The sequence below is a fragment of the Lactiplantibacillus sp. 3062 genome (genome assembly GCF_055413545.1).
This window is the reverse complement of the sequence record NZ_JBVAYE010000002.1, coordinates 419,097-439,007: the sequence shown is the minus strand read 5'-3', so window position 1 is coordinate 439,007 and position 19,911 is coordinate 419,097. Positions and strand designations below refer to the sequence as shown.

25 protein-coding genes, 1 tRNA gene and 1 other annotated feature are annotated in these 19,911 nt (G+C 43.8%); of the genes, 20 read left to right on the top strand and 6 right to left on the bottom strand.

Annotated features, from left to right (window positions below; all coding sequences use genetic code 11):
* Position 1 precedes the first annotated feature (1 nt).
* Positions 2-2,647, bottom strand: coding sequence for a YfhO family protein (locus ACWQAU_RS05100; RefSeq protein ID WP_027821402.1), 2,646 nt, complete (start codon positions 2,645-2,647; stop codon positions 2-4).
* A 199-nt stretch (positions 2,648-2,846) separates the two neighbouring features.
* On the opposite strand from ACWQAU_RS05100, the gene ACWQAU_RS05095 reads away from it, so the two are divergent.
* The 8 genes from ACWQAU_RS05095 to ACWQAU_RS05060 all read left to right on the top strand — a co-directional run bounded on the left by ACWQAU_RS05095 (position 2,847) and on the right by ACWQAU_RS05060 (position 9,309).
* Positions 2,847-4,883, top strand: a complete 2,037-nt coding sequence (locus ACWQAU_RS05095; RefSeq protein ID WP_013355492.1) for a peptidoglycan D,D-transpeptidase FtsI family protein — start codon at positions 2,847-2,849, stop codon at positions 4,881-4,883.
* Between the two features lie 125 nt (positions 4,884-5,008).
* Positions 5,009-5,158 (top strand): 50S ribosomal protein L33, encoded by a 150-nt coding sequence (rpmG, locus tag ACWQAU_RS05090; protein WP_003638573.1) that lies wholly within the window; start codon positions 5,009-5,011, stop codon positions 5,156-5,158.
* A gap of 147 nt (positions 5,159-5,305) precedes the next feature.
* Positions 5,306-5,872: a 5-formyltetrahydrofolate cyclo-ligase gene (locus ACWQAU_RS05085; RefSeq protein ID WP_003645173.1), complete on the top strand. Its 567-nt coding sequence runs from the start codon at positions 5,306-5,308 to the stop codon at positions 5,870-5,872.
* A complete protein-coding gene (locus ACWQAU_RS05080) occupies positions 5,859-6,542 on the top strand; it encodes a rhomboid family intramembrane serine protease (RefSeq protein ID WP_003645172.1) in 684 nt (227 codons plus the stop codon). Before ACWQAU_RS05085 ends, ACWQAU_RS05080 begins: the two co-directional genes overlap by 14 nt.
* 18 nt (positions 6,543-6,560) lie before the next feature.
* Positions 6,561-6,782, top strand: coding sequence for a YqgQ family protein (locus ACWQAU_RS05075; RefSeq protein ID WP_003644303.1), 222 nt, complete (start codon positions 6,561-6,563; stop codon positions 6,780-6,782).
* Between the two features lie 17 nt (positions 6,783-6,799).
* Positions 6,800-7,762, top strand: a complete 963-nt coding sequence (locus ACWQAU_RS05070; protein WP_003644304.1) for an ROK family glucokinase — start codon at positions 6,800-6,802, stop codon at positions 7,760-7,762.
* A 270-nt stretch (positions 7,763-8,032) separates the two neighbouring features.
* A complete protein-coding gene (locus ACWQAU_RS05065) occupies positions 8,033-8,668 on the top strand; it encodes a Type 1 glutamine amidotransferase-like domain-containing protein (RefSeq protein ID WP_027821403.1) in 636 nt (211 codons plus the stop codon).
* Positions 8,669-8,895: 227 nt separating this feature from the next.
* The gene (locus tag ACWQAU_RS05060) at positions 8,896-9,309 is read left to right on the top strand and encodes a rhodanese-like domain-containing protein (RefSeq protein WP_003640328.1); all 414 of its coding nucleotides are present in this window, start codon (positions 8,896-8,898) and stop codon (positions 9,307-9,309) included.
* Positions 9,310-9,358: 49 nt separating this feature from the next.
* Here ACWQAU_RS05060 and ACWQAU_RS05055 read toward each other — a convergent pair whose 3' ends face one another.
* Positions 9,359-9,535: a DUF3042 family protein gene (locus ACWQAU_RS05055; RefSeq protein WP_003640329.1), complete on the bottom strand. Its 177-nt coding sequence runs from the start codon at positions 9,533-9,535 to the stop codon at positions 9,359-9,361.
* A 99-nt stretch (positions 9,536-9,634) separates the two neighbouring features.
* Here ACWQAU_RS05055 and ACWQAU_RS05050 point away from each other — a divergent pair, with 99 nt between their 5' ends.
* The 7 genes from ACWQAU_RS05050 (at position 9,635) to ACWQAU_RS05020 (ending at position 15,763) form a co-directional block, all read left to right on the top strand.
* On the top strand, positions 9,635-10,369 hold the full coding sequence (locus ACWQAU_RS05050) for a glycerophosphodiester phosphodiesterase (RefSeq protein ID WP_027821404.1): 735 nt from the start codon (positions 9,635-9,637) through the stop codon (positions 10,367-10,369).
* A 4-nt stretch (positions 10,370-10,373) separates the two neighbouring features.
* Positions 10,374-11,309, top strand: coding sequence for a tRNA (adenosine(37)-N6)-dimethylallyltransferase MiaA (gene miaA, locus ACWQAU_RS05045; protein ID WP_003640331.1), 936 nt, complete (start codon positions 10,374-10,376; stop codon positions 11,307-11,309).
* A gap of 111 nt (positions 11,310-11,420) precedes the next feature.
* On the top strand, positions 11,421-11,801 hold the full coding sequence (locus ACWQAU_RS05040; RefSeq protein WP_003644308.1) for a MerR family transcriptional regulator: 381 nt from the start codon (positions 11,421-11,423) through the stop codon (positions 11,799-11,801).
* Positions 11,802-11,844: 43 nt separating this feature from the next.
* Entirely contained in the window at positions 11,845-13,191 is a 1,347-nt protein-coding gene (gene glnA / locus ACWQAU_RS05035) for a type I glutamate--ammonia ligase (RefSeq protein WP_003640333.1), read from the top strand.
* Positions 13,192-13,325: 134 nt separating this feature from the next.
* On the top strand, positions 13,326-14,261 hold the full coding sequence (locus ACWQAU_RS05030; protein ID WP_003640334.1) for a hypothetical protein: 936 nt from the start codon (positions 13,326-13,328) through the stop codon (positions 14,259-14,261).
* On the top strand, positions 14,251-15,207 hold the full coding sequence (locus tag ACWQAU_RS05025; RefSeq protein ID WP_003640335.1) for a hypothetical protein: 957 nt from the start codon (positions 14,251-14,253) through the stop codon (positions 15,205-15,207). The genes ACWQAU_RS05030 and ACWQAU_RS05025 overlap by 11 nt, the downstream gene beginning before the upstream one ends.
* Positions 15,208-15,223: 16 nt before the next feature.
* Positions 15,224-15,763 carry a dUTP diphosphatase gene (locus tag ACWQAU_RS05020; RefSeq protein ID WP_003644309.1) on the top strand — a complete coding sequence of 180 codons (540 nt, stop codon included), beginning with the start codon at positions 15,224-15,226 and terminating at the stop codon, positions 15,761-15,763.
* A 46-nt stretch (positions 15,764-15,809) separates the two neighbouring features.
* Here ACWQAU_RS05020 and ACWQAU_RS05015 read toward each other — a convergent pair whose 3' ends face one another.
* The 3 genes from ACWQAU_RS05015 to ACWQAU_RS05005 form a co-directional block, all read right to left on the bottom strand.
* Positions 15,810-16,148, bottom strand: a complete 339-nt coding sequence (locus ACWQAU_RS05015) for a hypothetical protein (protein ID WP_003645167.1) — start codon at positions 16,146-16,148, stop codon at positions 15,810-15,812.
* 57 nt (positions 16,149-16,205) lie between these two features.
* Positions 16,206-16,406 (bottom strand): hypothetical protein, encoded by a 201-nt coding sequence (locus ACWQAU_RS05010; RefSeq protein WP_003640338.1) that lies wholly within the window; start codon positions 16,404-16,406, stop codon positions 16,206-16,208.
* A 131-nt stretch (positions 16,407-16,537) separates the two neighbouring features.
* Entirely contained in the window at positions 16,538-16,906 is a 369-nt protein-coding gene (locus tag ACWQAU_RS05005) for a hypothetical protein (protein ID WP_003640339.1), read from the bottom strand.
* 176 nt (positions 16,907-17,082) lie between these two features.
* On the opposite strand from ACWQAU_RS05005, the gene ACWQAU_RS05000 reads away from it, so the two are divergent.
* Positions 17,083-17,156 (top strand) — tRNA-Arg (locus ACWQAU_RS05000).
* Between the two features lie 514 nt (positions 17,157-17,670).
* The gene (locus ACWQAU_RS04995) at positions 17,671-17,796 is read left to right on the top strand and encodes a hypothetical protein (protein ID WP_015380266.1); all 126 of its coding nucleotides are present in this window, start codon (positions 17,671-17,673) and stop codon (positions 17,794-17,796) included.
* A gap of 90 nt (positions 17,797-17,886) precedes the next feature.
* Here the strand turns inward: ACWQAU_RS04995 and ACWQAU_RS04990 are convergent, their stop codons facing one another.
* Positions 17,887-18,042 (bottom strand): hypothetical protein, encoded by a 156-nt coding sequence (locus ACWQAU_RS04990; RefSeq protein WP_003640341.1) that lies wholly within the window; start codon positions 18,040-18,042, stop codon positions 17,887-17,889.
* Positions 18,043-18,445: 403 nt separating this feature from the next.
* Here ACWQAU_RS04990 and ACWQAU_RS04985 point away from each other — a divergent pair, with 403 nt between their 5' ends.
* From ACWQAU_RS04985 to ACWQAU_RS04975, 3 genes are all read left to right on the top strand, one after another.
* A complete protein-coding gene (locus tag ACWQAU_RS04985) occupies positions 18,446-19,075 on the top strand; it encodes a TetR/AcrR family transcriptional regulator (protein WP_003645165.1) in 630 nt (209 codons plus the stop codon).
* 61 nt (positions 19,076-19,136) lie between these two features.
* Positions 19,137-19,210: a sequence feature (ribosomal protein L21 leader region), on the top strand.
* Positions 19,211-19,232: 22 nt separating this feature from the next.
* On the top strand, positions 19,233-19,541 hold the full coding sequence (rplU, locus tag ACWQAU_RS04980; RefSeq protein WP_003640343.1) for a 50S ribosomal protein L21: 309 nt from the start codon (positions 19,233-19,235) through the stop codon (positions 19,539-19,541).
* A gap of 21 nt (positions 19,542-19,562) precedes the next feature.
* Positions 19,563-19,898, top strand: coding sequence for a ribosomal-processing cysteine protease Prp (locus ACWQAU_RS04975; RefSeq protein WP_003640344.1), 336 nt, complete (start codon positions 19,563-19,565; stop codon positions 19,896-19,898).
* Positions 19,899-19,911 lie beyond the last annotated feature (13 nt).

Below are 19,911 nucleotides of genomic sequence, written 5' to 3'. Positions count from 1 at the left end.
GCTAGGCGTGGTGGCGTCGACGCCGGACGATAAACCAACCAGCCGTTGCGAGTGCACTAATCCCAGTAATCAGACTACCAGTGATTAAGAATGGCGGTCGATACGTCAAGGTGACCGTATGCTTGCCCTTACTTAATGGGACAGCAACAAAGGTATTAATCACTTTCTTAGTTGCGACGGATTTTCCATCAACAGTGGCATGCCAACCCTTGGAGTAAGGAATGGTCGTCATCAAAACTTGGTGACGATGCTTGATGTTGATTGTACCAGTAATCTTACGACTTGAGTGGGCCGTGATGTTCCAAGGGGATTGCTGGAGTTTCTGCGCCGACTTCTTGAATTGGGTATTATCCAACTTGTAGAGGGTGAAGTTTTGTAACCAGAGAGAAGTCTTCTTCATCTGAATCCCGAATGTCACGGTCTTGCCCTTGCTATTCGATGCAACGTTAACAGCGATCGTGTGCCGGTAAGTTGGGTACTGCTTGAGTTCCTTACCGTTAATGTAGTAACTCGCATTCGAAGTAGTTAGGTTTTGCCCGAGCGTGATGTAGTAGGAATCATTGGTTGTCGGCGTGAACTTAAAGTAAACTGATCCCGTTTTCGCTAAATTTTGTTTGTTCAAGACGGCGCCAGTTAACGTCGTGACCTTCTTAACGTTTTGGAAGACCACTTCGTTAAAGTTTTCGGCACTGATCAAGCCGCTGGTTGAACGATTTGCCAAGGTTTGGTAAATCAACTCTTGCCGGGCAATCGGATCGCCAGTTGTTTTGGAGACTTTCAAGCTAGTAATCTTGTCAGACGCTGCGAAACCAAGACCCAGGGCGTATGGATTTTTGTAGGTCGTGACTTTGTTAGTGCTGAGCTTTGCCGATTTTTGGTAATTCGTCAGATCTTTCTTGGTACTGGTGACCGGAATGTAGCTACGATAGTTCGCGTTATCAGTCTGGGATGTCGGTACTGTTTTATCCATAAAGTACTGCATGTCCAGTAACGAATCGGTAATCATGGTCCCGTTGGTGTAGGCGACCACACCGTCCCCATCCGGCTGACCAATTGAACCGAAAAAGTTAGGGATAATACTTTCGAAGGTCGAACTGAAATGATCAGCACCGTTATAAGCCGCCTGCATCGGATCGTCTTTAGTTCGTGTAAACGTCTTACCAATTCGATAAAAACGATTGTTGCTAGCTTTAATTTTGTTGACGGCATTGTCAAGGACTTGCGTGTATTTACCAAACTCACTTTGTGACACGTAGGAAATATTATTTAATGAAGCGACCACGTTGATCGACATATCAGTCGCAACTAAAATTAACGCGACGATTTGATAAATGAGACGTCGTTCCTTAGGCAACGTTAAGAAAATCAATGTAATTGCTGCCAAGCCAATTGTAATTAAGAGATTAGCTTGGGTGACGTAGGTGACTTTCTTAATGTTCAAGTAAATGGTTGTAAACAAACCGACCAGCAATGCGAGCATCGTTAGCGCTTGCCACAGTTTGATCGTTATTTTGTCTGTCAGTGCTTGGGCACCAATCCAGACGACCCAGAAACAAAAGACAAAGGAGAAGCGGTAAGGGTACCAAACTGGAAATTGGCCCGCATGCCACAATAAATCAAGTGGTTCGTAACAAAATGATAAGATAAGCGTCGCGGTTACAATCAAGGCGCTCAACTTCACGGACCATTTGAACTGGCGCCGTAAGAAGAAGAGCACAAAGGCGAGAACTGCTAACCATGCCACGTAAAAGTTCGGTTGACCGGATGGCATCTGATCGAAGTTGAAAGTACCGGTGACGAACTTAGCTAACATCTTCCAGGGCGCGTATTCAATTTTCCAATGAACCTTGGTCACATTATATTGAGCCTTACTTTGAATGAGTGCCCAGAAAGTTGGTAATAGCAACCATGCGGAGAACGCGACACCTAGCAGACCACCCCAAGCAAATTTGAGGGCGTGAGTTGCTAAGGTCTTCACGTTTTGCCAATACTTAGTTGCACCATACAACCAGTATAAACAACTGAATAAAATGACCATGTAGCCCATATAATAGTTGTCAATTAGCATGACGGCCAGCCAGCCAGCGAAGTAACGGACTTTACCAGTTGTAAACAAGCGTTCCAGTCCCAAAATGACCAATGGTAAAATGGCGACCGTGTCTAACCAAATCATGTTGAGCTGATTGGCGACCATCCAGCCCATCAATGCGTATGCGGTACTGAAAGTTGGCACCAACCAACCCTTTTGCGTCTGCGTTTTAGTTAGTAGCCAGGCGAAGGATAGCCCTGCGAAACCATACTTTAGTACAGTGACGATAAAAATGCCGGTAGTGATTGATTGACCAGGGAATAGTAAGTAGATTAAATTAAAGGGACTCATTAAGTAATAAGCCCAGACCCCAACCATCTCGCCACCAATCGTTTTGGAGAAGGAATAGAAGAAAGCACTCGGATCGTGCAGTAGGGTATGCCGGAAATAGGAAAACAAGTCAACGTATTGTTGGCCTAAATCGACCGTTAACAGACTGCTTGATCCAAAGGGAGCCATGTGCCGATAAATAAAATAACCGGTCATGATCAGTAAAGGTAACCAAAAGCTGATCCATAATGGCCATGTGCGCTTGTCAAAAAAACGACGGAGTTTCAAAAATTGCCACCTCAATCTCTAATAATTCACAGCCAAACAGAAAAATAATCAAAAAAACATTAAAATCCGTAATAACGGCTGAAATTTTTATGTCTATCGTTTAGAATAACATAAGTATGGTATTTATCTAGGATTGCTAGTATCATCTGGTAAATTTTTGCGAAATGTTTACCAAATTAAGAATGGGAGCGCCTGAGAATTGAAATTGTTTAAGAAAATTACGATAAATCGTGATCCCAACAAGTCGCATATTCCATTTCGGCTGAACTTCTTGTTTTTCATCGTCTTCTTGTTATTTGCTGCGTTGATTGCGCAGTTAGCTTACTTACAAGTTGACTACGGACAGAAGTTCCGAAGTACGGTGAATTCAGCCAATAATACGACGGCAACGGGAAACGTTCAACGGGGATCGATTTATGATTCAACCGGTCGGGTCTTAGTGGGAAACAAATCCCACCAAGCGATTCAATACACGAAGGGGCTGTCAGTTGCGTCGACTAAGATGTACGAAGTGGCGAATAAGTTAGGTGAGTACTTAACCATTCCAACGGATACATTAACGGATCGGAACTTGGCTGATTATTACTTAGCGGGGGCGGCTAATTTAAAGTCGGTTGCTAAGAAGGTTAAAACGTCTAGCGACGATGATGTTTTGTACGCACGGGAAGTCGCCTATGCGGAAAAACATATCATTAATAATTTAACGTCTACGCAAAAGAATGCGGCGGCGATTTATTATAAGATGAGTTCGGCGTACTCGCTGTCAACGGTCAATATCAAATCGACTGGTGTGACGAGTACGGAGCTTGCTGAAATCGGTGAGCACCAATCCGAAATGCCAGGAGTTAAGGTCGGAACGAGTTGGACTCGGAGTTATCCTAATGGGACTGACTTGAGTAGTGTGCTCGGGACAGTTACGACCGAAAAGCAAGGGTTACCGAGTGATAGCATTAAAACTCTGCTGGCAGAAGGCTATTCTCGTGATGATTCGGTTGGTCAAAGCCAATTGGAAAAGCAGTACGAAAATGTCCTTCGTGGAACCAAGTCGCAGACTGAGGTCAAGACGCAGGATGGAGTCATTCAGAAGGAGATTAAGAAGTACGGTGGCCAGAAGGGTGACAACGTTCAGCTGACGATTAATTCGAAGTTCCAGAAAAAGGTTCAAAGTATCATTATGTCTGAAGCCAAAACGGTGGGGAGTAGCAATGCCTACTCGCCAGGAGCCTATGCTGTTGTAATGAACCCTAGCACTGGTGCCATTTATGCGTTAGCAGGTGCCAGCCGGAATCTATCCACTGGTAAAGTGACTGAAAATGCGTTGGGAACCATCAACCAATCCTTCGTTATGGGGTCGGTCGTTAAGGGTGCCACGGTCATGGGTGCCTTGCAAGATGGTGTGATTACACCCACGAATAGTACTTTGACCGATACGCCGATCAAGTTAGCCGGAACGGCCACCAAGTCGTCATGGTTTAACAAGAATGGTGGGACTAGTCTGAGTCTTAACGCTTCGACTGCCATGGAAGTTTCTTCTAACTCCTATATGATGCAATTAGCCATGAAGGAAGGTAACTTCAGCTATGCGTCTGGTAAAGCCTTGACGATGTCTAATTCGGTCTTCTCTAAACTTCGTGGTTATTTTAACGAGTTTGGCTTAGGTGTTAAGACCGGGATCGACTTGCCGGGTGAAGCCTCAGGTTACCAAGGTTCTTCGGCACAGAAGGATATTGGTAAAGCGTTAGACTTGTCCTACGGGAACTACGATGCTTACACGACTATTCAGCTGGCGCAATACATTGCGACAATGGCAAACGGTGGGCAACGCATTGCACCACACATCGTTTCCGCCATTACTGGGACTAAATCTAACGGGTCTCAAGGGGCTGTTAAGACTAATGTTAAGCCACGTGTCCTGAATACCATTGACGTCCCATCCTCATACTTTGATGTCGTACACCAAGGGTATTGGGATGTGGTCCATGGGACAAGTACCTATAAGACTGGGAGCGCACTGGAGAACCTTTCACCAGCCGTTGCCGCAAAGTCTGGGACTGCTGAAACTTTCCATGGCACCACTTCTACCGAAACACTGAGTTTAGTCACTTATGCACCTTATAAGAATCCTAAGGTAGTGATTGCCATTGCCTTTCCTGGGATTACTGCAACCAACGGTGCTTATAACACGACAACTGCCACACAGATTTATAAGGCCTTTTGGAAGTATTATAACAAGTAAAAAATCAGCTTTTTTCGTGCCAGTATCTTAATTGATACTGGTATTTTTTAATCATTAATGGTATAGTAGTTCAAGTTAAGGGTTCCGGCCCTGTAATATGCGAATGAGTTTGGAGGGTCAACAACATGCGGGTACACATTACACTTGAATGTACAGAATGCCATGAACGCAACTACTTATCTTCAAAGAACCGCCGGAACAATCCGGACCGGGTTGAATTTAAGAAGTATTGTCCACGGGAACACAAAGTGACATTACATCGTGAAACAAAATAACAACGGGGACTCCTGTTGTTTTTTCTGTAACATTGTCATCAGACAATGGGTTTCTCATTTGTTGGCAACTGCCAAATTGATTTTTCAATTTGACATGTTAATGAATGAGATTTTTTTATACCAATTTTATTTTCGGGGGTGCCGTACGTGGAGAAAAAAGCATTTCGTAAGCAACAGCTTGGGCGATTAAGCCAAATGACGCCGGCTGACCGGCAACGGCAAAACCAGGCGTTACAGACCCAATTATTTGCAAGCCCAACATGGCAAACTGCCCAGGTCATTGCCATGACAATTAGTAGTGACATCGAAGTAGCGACGCGCCCACTTATTGAACAAGCTTGGGCGGAGGGCAAAATGGTGGTTATTCCAAAAACGCTGCCGCATCGTCAAATGGCTTTTTATCCTTACCAAGCGACTGATCGACTTGAGCGAACGACTTTTGGAATTCCAGAGCCCGTCACGGGTGAACCAGTCGCCAAGCAACAGATCGATCTGATCTTAGTTCCTGGTCTTGGGTACAGCCGTGACCGGCACGCCCGGATTGGATTTGGTGGTGGCTACTACGATCGTTACCTCGCTGATTATCCGGGTAAGAAGTTGACACTGGCTTATGACGAGATGGCTTTTGAACACGCTGAATGGCCGGTTGATCAATATGACGTCTTGTTAGACGAACTCTTGGTAGCAGGGGATGAACAACATGATGAGAATTAAACGCTGGTGGCAAACTGAACCGGCTATCACGCAGGTGCTACTTGGAATTACTGTGGCAGTCTTCTTAGTCGAGTGGCTGATGGGCGACGGCGCCATGCTGATTTTTAATTCACTAGGTGCTAAGAACAATCAAGCAATTGCGGCCGGCCAGTGGTGGCGATTGGTGACGCCGATGTTTTTACATATGGGACTTACTCATATTGCACTGAATGGTGTCGTTATTTATTTTATGGGCATGCAAATTGAAGCAATGTATGGTCATTGGCGGATGTTGGCAATTTATATTTTGGGTGGCATTAGTGGTAATATTATGAGTTTCGCGTTATCCAATAATCAGTCAGTAGGGGCCAGTACGGCGTGTTTCGCACTCTTTGGTGCCTTTTTGACGATTGGGGAATCGTTCTGGGAAAATCCAGTGATTCGCCAGCTCACGAACCAATTTTTACTACTAACCGTTTTGAATTTAGTATTCGATATGTTCTCGAATGGCATTGATATCTGGGGACATGTCGGGGGTCTAGTTGGTGGCTTTTTGTTAGGCTATCTGCTGGGTGTACCACGAATTGGCAAGATTGCGCCGCTGAAACGAATTGTGGCAACGGTTATTCTAGTCATTGGCTGGTTAGCTTTACTAAAAATGGGTTTTACAAATGCTAATTTAACTGTATAATTAATCGAGGATATGCACATGAAAACACTTTACGACGTCCAACAATTACTTAAAAAATTTGGCGTGTACGTGTACGTAGGCAAGCGAATTTGGGACATTGAGTTAATGGCCATTGAGATCGATCATCTCTATCAAGCTGGTGTCATTGACCCGAAGATGTATGCCCGCGTCAAGCTCGTATTGAGCCATGAGCACCGGATAGAAGCAGAACGCGCCCGTGAAGACGCGGCGCATGACTAATGGAGGGATTTAGCAACATGGAGCGTAAGTTAATCGGAGTCGACCTTGGTGGGACGACAACTAAGTTTGCCATTTTAACAGAAAATGGTGATATTCAACAAAAGTGGAGTATTGAAACCACGATTTTAGATGAAGGGGCCCACATTGTGCCTAACATCATCGATTCCATCAACCACCACATTGAGTTATATAAGATGGACCGTTCTCAATTTATCGGAATTGGAATGGGGACTCCCGGGACCGTTGATTTGGATAATGGTACGGTTATCGGTGCCTACAACTTAAACTGGAAGACCTTACAACCAGTTAAGGCTCAAATCGAAAAGGGAACTGGCATCAAATTTACGCTGGATAACGACGCTAACGTTGCTGCACTTGGCGAACGTTGGAAGGGCGCTGGCGAAAACGGTAGTGACGTTGTCTTTGTAACGCTTGGAACTGGTGTTGGTGGTGGGATCATCGCCGATGGCCGTTTACTCCATGGTATTGCCGGTGGTGCCGGTGAAATTGGTCACGTAACGGTTGAACCAAACGGCTACATGTGTACTTGTGGTAAGAAAGGTTGTTTGGAACAATACGCTTCTGCAACTGGTGTCGTTCACGTTGCTCGCGATATGGCAGAAGAATTCTCTGGTGCTTCTAAGTTGAAACAATTATTAGACAACGGTGAAGAAATTAGTTCAAAGATCACTTTCGATTTAGCTAAAGAAGGCGATGTCTTGGCTAAACGCGTTGTTGATCGGGTTTCTTATTACTTAGGCTTGGCATTAGCTAATGTCGGGAACACGATGAACCCATCTTCAATCATTATCGGTGGTGGGGTTTCAGCTGCTGGTGATTTCTTATTAGATCAAGTCATCAGTTACTTTAACCAATTCACATTCCCAACGATTCGCGACACGACTGCTTTGAAGTTAGCGGTCTTAGGTAACGACGCTGGTGTTATCGGAGCAGGTTCATTGGCCCAACGGTTTATTTAAGTTAAAATCAATCGTCAAGAAGCTTGGAAGTAATGTCCGAGCTTCTTTTTTATACTAAGCTCCAAAAACTGTGCTGATTAGGTTGTGGTTAAAAACTGAGCGCCAATTGCCGATGCTGATTTGGGCTCATGTCCTCAGACTATGCGCGATTTTAGTTTCATGTCGGTATGCTGTTGTAGCGGCGTATGAACTGTTACGCGATTTGGCACAAGGGATACGGATCGACTAGCGTGAATTGAATTAGATGACAGAATTGATTGGAGAAGCAGGATGGTAAAGTTATTATTGTCTTCACGGGCGTTTAGCACTGTGGCCGTAACGGACGCCTTTTTCACTTTAGTGGCGCCGGTGGCTAAGAACAGTGCGAGAATTGTGATTATTGTCAATTCGGTCAGCACGGGTAAAAATCACCCCCAAATGGTGGCACTACAACAAACGGTTCAGCAGCTTGGATATGCGCACGTGCAGCTCCTAGATGTATTGACGGATGATTTGGCCGCATTGAATACGGCAACGGTCATTATTTTGAATGGTGGCTACGAGTTTTTACTGTTGAAGAATCTGCGTGAAACGCACGTGCTGGAACGACTGAGGACTCTCGCGCTGGCGGGCAAGCCAATCTACGGTATTAGCGCTGGGGCTATCTTGTTAGGCCCGGATTTAGACCTGTACGCCTATTTATACCCGGAGGACCACACCGAGCAACTGGCAAGCACAACAGCCATCAATACGACGACGATCCGTATTTATCCGCATTATGATGTTCATTGTGAAGTAAAGCCGCAATTGCCGCAGTTGATCACTGACTGGGAACATAAGACGGGCGTTACGGTCAAACGGTTGACTAACAATCGGGGATTACTGGTGCATGGTAGTCAGATTCAGATGATCGATTCGGATTCATAAATGTGATACCGCGATGCTTGGTTTTGAATTAACAGCGTGGTTAGATGCGGGTCTCAGGCCCCCGACCGTTTTAATGGATGCCTTTAAACCGTGGGTGAGTACGGCCATAAAGCAATCGGTGGGAATTCAGGATTAGTCAGCAGTTTAATCGCGGCTTTTCCTGCTTACCCCTAGTAAAAGTAAGCGGTTTTGTGTAAAATAGATAAGTAGAAATTAGGAGGGATAACGTGGTTTTAGGTGCATTGAGCGGCATGGCGTATGTTAACATCGTGTTAGTTATCATAATCGCGGCCTACTTTATTTATGAGTTGTATAGTTACATTCGACGGCGTCAGGTGTCCACGATGTTGGACGAAGAAGCGTTTCAGGCGGGAATGCGTAAGGCACAAGTGATTGATTTGCGTGAAAAGAAAGAGTTTGACGCTGGTCATATTCTGGGGGCTCGGAATATTCCGTTCAACAGTTTGAAAGTTCGGATGAACGAACTTCGCAAGGATATGCCAATCTACGTTTACGATCAAACCCATACGTTAAGTACACGGGCCGTCGTCACATTAGCTAAGAATGGTTATTCACAGCTATACATTTTAAAACCCGGTTACGCACGTTGGGAAGGTAAGACGAAAAAAGCGAAGTATTAAAAAATGGCGGCTAGAACAACAACTTGTTCGGCCACCATTTTTTATTTAATTAACCGTTGTGAGCTGAGCGACTCTTGCGCATCGCCTTTTTCCGGTTTTCTTCGAATTTGTTTTCTTGGTCTTCGATTGGATCAACAACTTGCTTCTTAAATGATAAGACGGAGCCAATTACGGCACCAGCAGTTGCGACGACCCCAAACAAGAAGCCACGGGTAAATGATTTCATTAGTAAAACCTCCTAGCAATTGTTAGTTTTATTATGCTTGTTTTATGCGGAGATAGCAATCAATTCAATCTAATTTTTAAAAAAGTGGGGTGAAACGCAATGCTTACTCAAATTATTGCTCATCGTGGTAGCAAGGGGACCAGGCCGGAAAATACGTTACCAGCGTTTATTGCGGCTATCGAGGATGGTGCGGATGGCATTGAGACTGACGTACACTTGTCGCGAGACGGGCAACTGATTATTATGCATGATGAGCTCGTCGACCGCACGACTAACGGAACGGGTCGGATTGTGGATCACACGTTGGTCGAGTTAAAGCAATTGGACGCTGGTGTTAAGTATGCATCAGCCTATGCGGGAACGCGTATTCCGACTTTAGATGAAGTGGTTCAATTATTGATTCAATACAACTTTACTGGTATTTTTAATCTGGAAATCAAAACTAATAAGATTCATTATGAGGGGATCGAAGACTTGGTAGCGGATTATTTTAACCATCATCAAGTTCCGTTTACGCTAATTTATTCGAGCTTCTACGGAAAGTCGATCGAACGGTTGCATATTTTACAGCCCGAGGTCGAATCGGATAGCCTGTTCAAGACTAAGGTTCAAACTGCGAAGCGGCTTCATGCGCAACACATTGTTCTCGGTTATCATCCGGATATTCGTTGGGTGCGAGTTCACTGGCTCTTATTGCCAAAAGTGCAGTTGCGGCCATGGACGGTCAACACGGAACGCGATATGCGGTTCTGTTATCGTCATCGGTTTGCGGGACTGATTACCGACTACCCTGGATTAGCACGAAGAATTCGTAAGCAGGTACAAGGAGGTTAAACGAGTGACAACAGTAACTAAACATAAAGTATTACTAATCGCGGGACCAACAGCAGTCGGTAAGACGGCATTATCGCTAGCGCTGGCTAAACAGCTGAATGGTGAAATCATTTCAGGAGACTCAATGCAGGTCTATCGTCACTTGGATATTGGTACGGCTAAAATAATGCCGGAAGAGCAGGCGGGCATTCCCCACCATCTAATCGATATCAAAAATATTGATCAGCGTTTTACAGTCGCTGAATTTGTCAGTCGGACGACGGCGTTGATCATTGATATTAGTGCTCGGGGTAAACTGCCTATTATTGTGGGTGGCACTGGCTTTTACTTGCAGTCCTTGTTGGCGGGCTATCAGTTTGGACCAGCGGATAATGAACCTGATATGGCGTATCGTCAAGCTTGGTTTGATCGTGCCGCTGTCGAAGGTTCGGATGTGGCGTGGATGGCGTTGAAACAGCGTGATCCGCAGGCGGCCACCGCAATTGCGCCCGCTAACTTGGTACGGGTCGTACGGGCGTTGGAGTACGTGCATACAACTGGTCAGCTTTTTTCTGAGCAGGCGGATACGCACGGTGACACACTGGATGCTTATACCTTATGTCTGACCGCGGAGCGAGCGCTGCTGTATACTCGGATCAATCAACGTGTCGATCAAATGGTAGCGGCCGGATTGGAACAAGAGGCGCGGTGGCTATTTGACCAAGGTGGCGCCATGTTACCGGCTGGTAAGGGGATCGGGTATCACGAATGGTTCCCTTACTTTAATGGGGAGCAGACGCGTGACGAATCAATTGCTAAGATCAAACAGGACTCACGTCGTTATGCGAAGCGTCAGTTGACTTGGTTCCGTAACAAGATGTCGGTCGACTGGATCAATCTATTGGAACACCCTGAATTACGGGCCTCGATTGACCAACGGCTAGCTAGTTGGTTAAGCTAAATTATAAATTGGTATACCTATGATAAAACGTGTGATATTTTCTAACATGAATGATTGACATTCGATGATAACATTGCTAATATTAAGTCTGTATTAAAGAGGAGGGTCGTTATGAAGGAAAAGGAACTCCGTCGCTCGTTGGCCGTCTTGCCAATTGGTACGGTTATGAAGCTGACCAATTTGTCTGCGCGACAAATTCGCTACTATGAAGAGCAAGAATTGATTACGCCGGAACGAAATGCCGGTAATCGGCGAATGTTTTCGTTGAATGATGTTGATCGTTTGCTTGAAATCAAGGATTACTTAGCAGATGGCATCAATATGGCTGGAATCAAAGAAATATATGCGCTCCAAAAACAGCGAGCTGAGCAGAAGCAAGCTGACTTGGCTAAGCCGCTAACTGATCGCGATGTGCGCCGAATCCTTCATGATGAATTCCTGAATCTCGGAGGCTTGCAGTCCGACAAGGGCCCCAATTATCCGGCACACTAAGATGTTTGCATTCGTTAGTCAATCAATTTAAGGAGCGATTTTCATGGCAAAACAGTCCTACTCAAAAGACGATATCCGCCGCATCGTCAAAGAAGAAAACGTTAATTTTTTACGGTTAATGTTTACTGATCTATTCGGCACAATTAAGAACGTTGAAGTTCCAGTTTCACAACTCGACAAACTCTTGGATAACAAGTTGATGTTTGACGGTTCATCCATCGATGGGTTTGTTCGGATCGAAGAAAGTGACATGTACCTGTATCCTGACTTATCAACTTGGTTGATCATGCCTTGGAACACGGAACATGGTAAAATTGCACGGATTATCTGTGAAGTTTACACGTCTGACCGTAAGCCGTTCGAAGGGGATCCACGGAACAACTTAATTCGTGTCTTAAACGATATGCGCGAAGCAGGTTATACGTCATTTAACTGTGGGACTGAGCCTGAATTCTTCTTATTCAAGATGAATGAAAAGGGTGAACCAACGACCGAATTGAATGATAAGGGAAGTTACTTCGACTTATCACCAATGGACTTGGGTGAAAATTGCCGCCGGGACATTGCACTTGAACTTGAACGACTTGGTTTTAACGTTGAAGCCAGCCATCATGAAGTTGCACCTGGTCAACATGAAATTGACTTTAAGTACGCGGATGCTTTATCTGCAGCCGATCATATCCAAACGTTCAAATTGGTCGTTAAGACCATCGCACGGAAATACAATTTGTGGGCAACCTTTATGCCTAAGCCGTTAAACGGTGTCAATGGTTCTGGGATGCATGTGAACATGTCCTTGTTCCATGATCAAGGCAATGCCTTTTATGATGCTAATGATAAGAATGGCTTAGAATTATCATCAGACGCTTATCACTTCTTAGGTGGTTTGATGAAGCATGCCCGGTCATACACTGCTGTCACTAACCCGACAGTCAACTCATACAAACGCTTGGTTCCTGGATATGAAGCGCCCGTTTACGTGGCCTGGTCAGCATCTAACCGGTCACCAATGATTCGGATTCCAAGTGCACGGGGCTTGTCAACGCGCCTTGAATTACGGAGTGTGGACGCTTCAACTAACCCATATTTGGCCTTTGCAGCGGTTCTTGAAGCTGGCTTGGACGGAATCAAGAACGGTATTGAACCACCAAAGAGTGTTGATCGTAATATCTATGTTATGGATGAGGATGAACGGGCTGCAGCTGGTATCGCTGACTTACCATCAACGTTACACAATGCGCTGAAAGAGTTCCAGACAGATCCGACGATGAAGAAGGCGTTAGGGCCACATATTTATCAGAGTTTCTTGGAAGCTAAACGGCTTGAATGGGCTTCATACCGTCAACAAGTTAGTGAATGGGAACGTGATCAGTACATGGAATTGTACTAAACCATTAATTGAGATAAAAATACGACGGTTAGGGCACCTTAAATGGCGAACTAGCCGTTTTTGTTATAAAATTGGTAAATTAGTGGTGTTAACCTTTATTAATGCACTAATTTTCGGTAACATTAGGAACAGCAATGCAATTCAGCAAGTTTTCAATTATTATTGATTGCAAGGAGATTATTATGGAAAAACAAAATCAGCCTGATCTTGAAAAACAAGATCAACCTACGCGCGCGCTTACGAAGCGACTTCAACAAAAGTTAGACTATGTAACTACGGTGCGCCAAGCAATTACGGCTGGTGACGACCGGTTGATCTACGAATTGATCGATGGTGACCACTATCACCAAGCCTTACTTAACGAGGAACCGGATCCAACCCGTAACGCCCAAGTGGATTTAATTACGGATGTCTATCCGGCAATCAGTCACTACTTGAGTACCAAGTTAATTGATTATTTGGCTCATGAGTACCCATTCTTTTATTATGAAGAAACCCAACTCGGCGAATTTCAGATTTACTTTGGTAACTGGTGGGATCGGCGCCGGTTTGGTAAATTGAACGTTTTGAAAGTCGCCTTTGAATTTAGTTCGGAAGAATACAATAAATTACAAAAGACGTTTGAACTGGCTCCCGCGCACAAACGTTTCAATACAGATCGTATTCAGCAGATCTCAGCTGGTAGCGATCAGCTACAGAAACTGATTGACGCGCAATCAGACCGTGATGCGCAAAAAGAAGAATTGCGGCAGCAACTAAAGGAAAATGGGCAACGTAACTCACTATTTGATTCTGGTCGGATCAAAGAAGAACGGCAGCAAATTATTGACCAGTTAACTAAGTTGGCCGATGAAGACGAACAAGCTAATAATGCCCATGCAACCATGAAGGATAACGAAGCTAAGATTTTAACGCTTTCTAAGGAAGATACGATTTTAGCTTATGAGAAACAAGCGATTGAAAACGCCTTTAAGAGTTTTGAGAATTTTAATGAGCGTAACCGTAGTCTTTATGTTGACTACTTGACCACGCTGATTGGGAAGGCGCAGGTAGCGGCTGATGGCGAATAATACGGACAAGCAGATGGACACGGCAACACTGAGCACTCACGGTAAGCTGAGTACGTTCAATGAGGGCTTAAAAAAAGGACTCGCTAATGGTGAAAAATTTACGGCCTTGATGGACCAACTGATTGATACAACTGACGGGGAGACACTGTTAGCGGCGGCACAACAGCTAGCAGACTTTAAACTGGATACGGCTTACGTGACGTTTCCCCATCAATATCAGAATGCCGATTATTATTTGATCTTCATGAGTCGGTTATTGGGCATGCATGGTGATGAACAAGCGGTGCTGAATTCTCAACGGCATACTGAAGCGCTGTATCACGTTTACGGGGCGCTGACGGATGATTACACCTTCTTGTATCAAGTGGTGAACAACGGCAACGGTGGTGCATATTATCGTGAACAAACAACTGGCGAAAACTTGTTTTATATTCATTTAGAACGGCGCTTGTTACGGTTTAATAGTTCGGCGTTTACAAATTTATTTATTAATAAATTATTGTTGAAGGGGACTGGGGTTGACCAAATTAATACGGTTCTCGCAACGCTAATTAAATTTGGACATTGCTTACAAGATGATTTTGGCTTTAACGTCGACTTTAATATTTTGGACGTTGCTAACGCGGCTAAATATGAACTGCGGTCGGCTAATTTAGATCGGGCAATCGTTGACAAATTGTTTGTCAGTGCGGCTAAGAATGAGCACATGTTGCGTAATTCACAGCAAGGACATGGTGCCCAAATTGAACTGCGGGCTGGTTTGACAGTTGATATCTTTGATGCAGCTGAAGCTGGCGGTAGTCAACAATGGGTCCTGACTGTTCATGATCCTGATCAAGCAGTTTCGTGGTTTGACGTGTTGTTACACTTTGGGTTCATGCGTGATTGGTACTTAGAAAATATCGATTCGCTAGAAATAAAAGCGGATCCATTAGTATTTGCTTAAGTAACGGGGGTATTAGATGTTAGAACTAACAACGCTATTACAACAGTCGATTCGTTTAGACCGCGATATTACGGCCCGTCAACAGATTCATTGGCGGCCACAAGAACGGTTGCAAAATGCGATGGTCTCACTGGACGTCGAATTGGCAGAAATGGCTAATACGTCGGAATGGTTCAAAGTTTGGAAGATTCATCGTGGCAAAGCGGATCCTGATAAGACACACCGCGAAACGCTGCTGAACGAATACGTAGATGCGATGGACTTCTTCTTCCTTGTCTCAGCAATTCAACAGTGGACGCATTTGATTCCAGTAACGCCTGAGCAATTGACTACGATTGCGGCTAAGCCGGCGACTGATTTGAATAAACAGTACTTGGCGATCAAGCACCTCCTCTATGATGCTTACTTTAACCATCGTCAGGAGAGCTACCAGCACGCTTGGCACGTTTTCTTGAAGATTGGGCTAGTTGATTTTGGTTTTACTCAGGACGAGATACAAACGGCGTTTACGGCCAAAAATCATGTCAATGAGCAACGACAAGCAAATAACTATTAAAAAAATAACCTAATTGCGCGATTTGATCACGTAACTAGGTTATTTTTTAAGCCTCTGTCATTAATTGCGCGTCGTTATCGGCGTCTTGTGCAACTAAGTCATTAACTTGGTCGATCAATGTTTGTCGTTGATCAAGATCATCGTCGCATTCAAAGAAGGCCCCGAGTTCCTCAGCTAAAGTATCTTTGCCCGCATCCATATACCGAAAGTCATTGCTGGTAATCGTATAGTGCTGGTGATCTGGCATCCGGACGATGACACAACCAGTGGCTGACTTTCCCTTGGTGGCTTTGTCCGTAAACTCGACCGCGAGTACGTAGGGCCCGTCAGTTGAACGATCTTTGATGGCATGCGCGATATTTCCGGCAATTGCTTCAAGTTTCAATATGTTTCACCTCAAAACATATTATACGCACTATTAGGATGGGATGCGAGAATTGATTTAGTCCATCAGCTGCTCGGCCAGCCGCTTCTGTTCAGCGTAGAAAGCGTTAAAGGCATGGTGGGCGTTGATGACTAGGTGGTAATGGTGCTGTGCGACTAATAAGTTATGATGAAATTCAAAGGTGTCACGCCCTTGCTGAATAAACGTTAAGTAATCGTTCAGATAAATGTTACTGGTTAAGCCATGGCGTAAAAGCATTGTTGATTCCCCCAGACAGTATTAGATACGTTGATTGTACTACACCAAGGTTGTGGTGGATTGGACGGTGTCTTGATTGTAAATTGGTTGAATGAACACGAAGTTCAGGTTGGTGCGCAATTTATGGGGAATTAAATAATGCACTCATAATTAAAATAATGGCTGGTGATATGAGTGATGAATATAGCTAGCAACCAGCTCATCAATTTAAAGAGTAAACTAACCATTTCAAAGCTGGAAATGGTCAAAAAGTCAAAATTAATGATCAACTCGGCCATTAAGAGTGGGAGCAGGGTCCAATGATTGAGCATGTGCAGATGCTTGCGCTGACTGGTATGCTTGATGTGTTTAATCGGCAAGTCGGATGCGACAATTAGCGTGACCAAGCTGCTGATAGTTGAGTTGAGATACCATGGCAATTGGAAATAAGACTGGTTGATATAATAATTTGTCAGCAGTACAAATAGATGCCAACTGACAAAGTAGGCTTTCTGTTTCATCGGTGGGAATCTCCTTTCAGTAACTTATTCAATTATTACCTGTTTAATGATGGACATCAAATTATGTCGGGTTATTTACCAGGCGCCTAAACGAATCTGAATAGCGATTGATTGTGCGAATTTTAAATAATAAATTGACACGCTTCAGCTTCTTATCTATAATTAGTCTTGTTGTTGTCACGGTAGCTCAACTGGATAGAGCATCCGCCTTCTAAGCGGAGGGTTGTGAGTTCAAGTCTCACTCGTGACATATTTGAAATAGGCTTGACACAAAAAATCCCTGTTCACAGGGATTTTTTTGTTGTCTATAGAAAAATGCAGGTTATTATTAACGCGCAGTTATTCTCGCGTAATATCTTTAGGCATTAGTACAGTTATATGTAAACAGAAATTGAAAATGTAATATTTGTAATGAAAAAGCACTAAATTACAGTAAGCACATTTTGCTGAGATAATTGGTCATTATGGTGAAAGTCAAAAATGAAGTTAGCCTGGTGAACGAGGAAATTGTTTTCATGAATACCAATTAATGCTTGAAGAACGACACAATATAAACGCTGTAATAGCGGTAACTAAGTCCGGTCATCATTAATTTAAGCTTTGCAAGACGGGGTTGTTAAATGGCGACGGCGAAGAACCAATATCTCCTAAAATACTTAAGAAAAGATAAAGAAACTAACAAAACTGACTAAAATAGTTTATTTCACTTGAAATGTTACTGTAACAAAACGATAATAATCATGTAACAAGGAAGGAGAATTCTTATGGGTTCAGTATTTGCAATCGTCGGGATCATCGCCATCGCTGGTGGCATTCAATATTATTCAAACTTTGTTGCCAAAGAAAATGCAAGCAGTAAGCATTTCACTGCTTCCCGTAATGACCGTTAGTCAACGGGAGTTCTTATCTTGCACATTGGCATTATACAATCAATCAATTAAAAAAGAACTGCTCATTCAAGATGAGCAGTTCTTTTTTAATTACTTGATTTTTGGTGTTTTTTCGATGGTGTCAGTCTTGCCGGCAGCCCAACGTTGGATAGCAGCAACTTCTTTTTCGCGACGAATGCGCTTTTGCTTCCCAGCAACTGGCCGACGTGATGCCCATGTGTTATATGGTTTTGCAACAACAGTCATAAGAGTATGTCCCTCCTTTGATTAGTCCAATAACGACTATATTAAACAAGAATAGTGTACATTGCAACCGAATTAACAGGAAAAGCCAGACTTTTCCCAAAAATTGCATTATTAGTATAACGGTTATTTTGGTCGGTTGTCAAGATAAAATCCTTTACAGCGTTCCTAAAGATCAATTTAGCTTTGAATTGATGCTAAGGCATGTAAGGACTAACCAGCTAGTATGATAGTGGCAGGTAGGTGAGCCCCATATCAATCATGTGTCAGTCGAATGAATGGGCCAGATAGATCACTGAGAACCATCTTAGACGTAATCTAACTATTTGTCCGGCTGATTATCATCTGTTAGACGCTCTTAGTAATTAATGTTATATTAATTATGAAATGAAAGTAGGGAGCAGATATGAGTCATGAAGTTGATCCGCGTGTCGATAAAACTCGGCGGCGCTTGCGACAAGCATTAATTACACTATTACAGACAGAAACAGTCGATAACATTTCCGTGCAAAAACTGACTAGTACGGCAGCAGTTACCCGCGGAACATTTTATCTCCACTATAAAGACAAGCCAGCATTTGTTGATCAGGCCCTAGATGACTTGGTAAGTGAATTGTTTGAAACGGCCATCGTGACGGTTTCAGTGGGTGATATTATGACCAATCCGGCTGACCCGTTACAGCGGGTGCATGTTTTTTCCTTATCAAAGGCACTCGGTTACATCAGTCAGCACGCGGAAGCCTTTGAGACGCTATTGTTAGATCAGCGCCAGTTAGCGGTCAATCAACGGATCAATCAGCAGATGACGACGTGGATGACGAAATTTCACCGTGATTTTCAGGATCAATTTGCTGATTTGGAAGTACCGGTCAGCATTCAAATCGCGTATTACGTTTCTGCGACAGTCGGCCTGATTACTGATTGGTTAGCTAATGATATGATCTACACGCCACATTACTTAACCAAGTGTATTAAAAAAATGCACCATTTGATGACGGTAGGGAGCATTAGTTTCACGGACTTTTTTGTGAAGTGAAATCAATCCTTGACTATTATGAAAAAATTTGATAATATTTTCCTGTTGTATTTGTGGACTTCTACAGCTACAACCGCACGGATTGAGTCTTAAGTTCAGCAATGGCACTTACATTCGGCGAGTCTAAGTGATTTATAATTTAAGGAGGTGCACAAACGTGTACGCAATTATTGTAACTGGTGGTAAACAATATAAAGTTGAAGCAGGCCAAGCAATTTACGTTGAAAAACTTGACGCTGCTGCTGGCGACAAGGTTACTTTTGATCAAGTAGTCTTTGTTGGTGGTGACACAACTAAGGTTGGAACGCCGACTGTTGATGGTGCGACGGTTGAAGGTACTGTTGAAAAGCAAGGCCGTGACCGTAAAGTGGTTACTTTCAAGTACAAGGCCAAGAAGGGCCAACATACTAAGAAGGGTCATCGCCAACCATACACTAAGGTAACGATCGACACAATTAATGCATAATTAAGAAAGTAGGCATTCTTTATGATTCAGGCAACCATTTCTCGTAATGCGACCGGTCAAGTGACCGCTTTTAAGTTGACGGGACATGCTGATTCAGGTGCTTATGGACAAGACATCGTTTGTGCAGCGGTTTCGGTGTTAGCAATTAGTACAATCAATGGGATTGAACAAGTTGCCCGCTTGCAACCCGTAGTACAAAGTGATGAAACCAATGGTGGGCTATTAATTGCAGATTTCACTAAGCTGGACTTGGCGAACACACAATTACAAACCTTACTTGAAAGTTTCACACTTGGTTTGAACGATGTGGCCACGAATTACGGAGATTACATCCGAGTTCGTGAACAAACACGATAACCACATTCGGAGG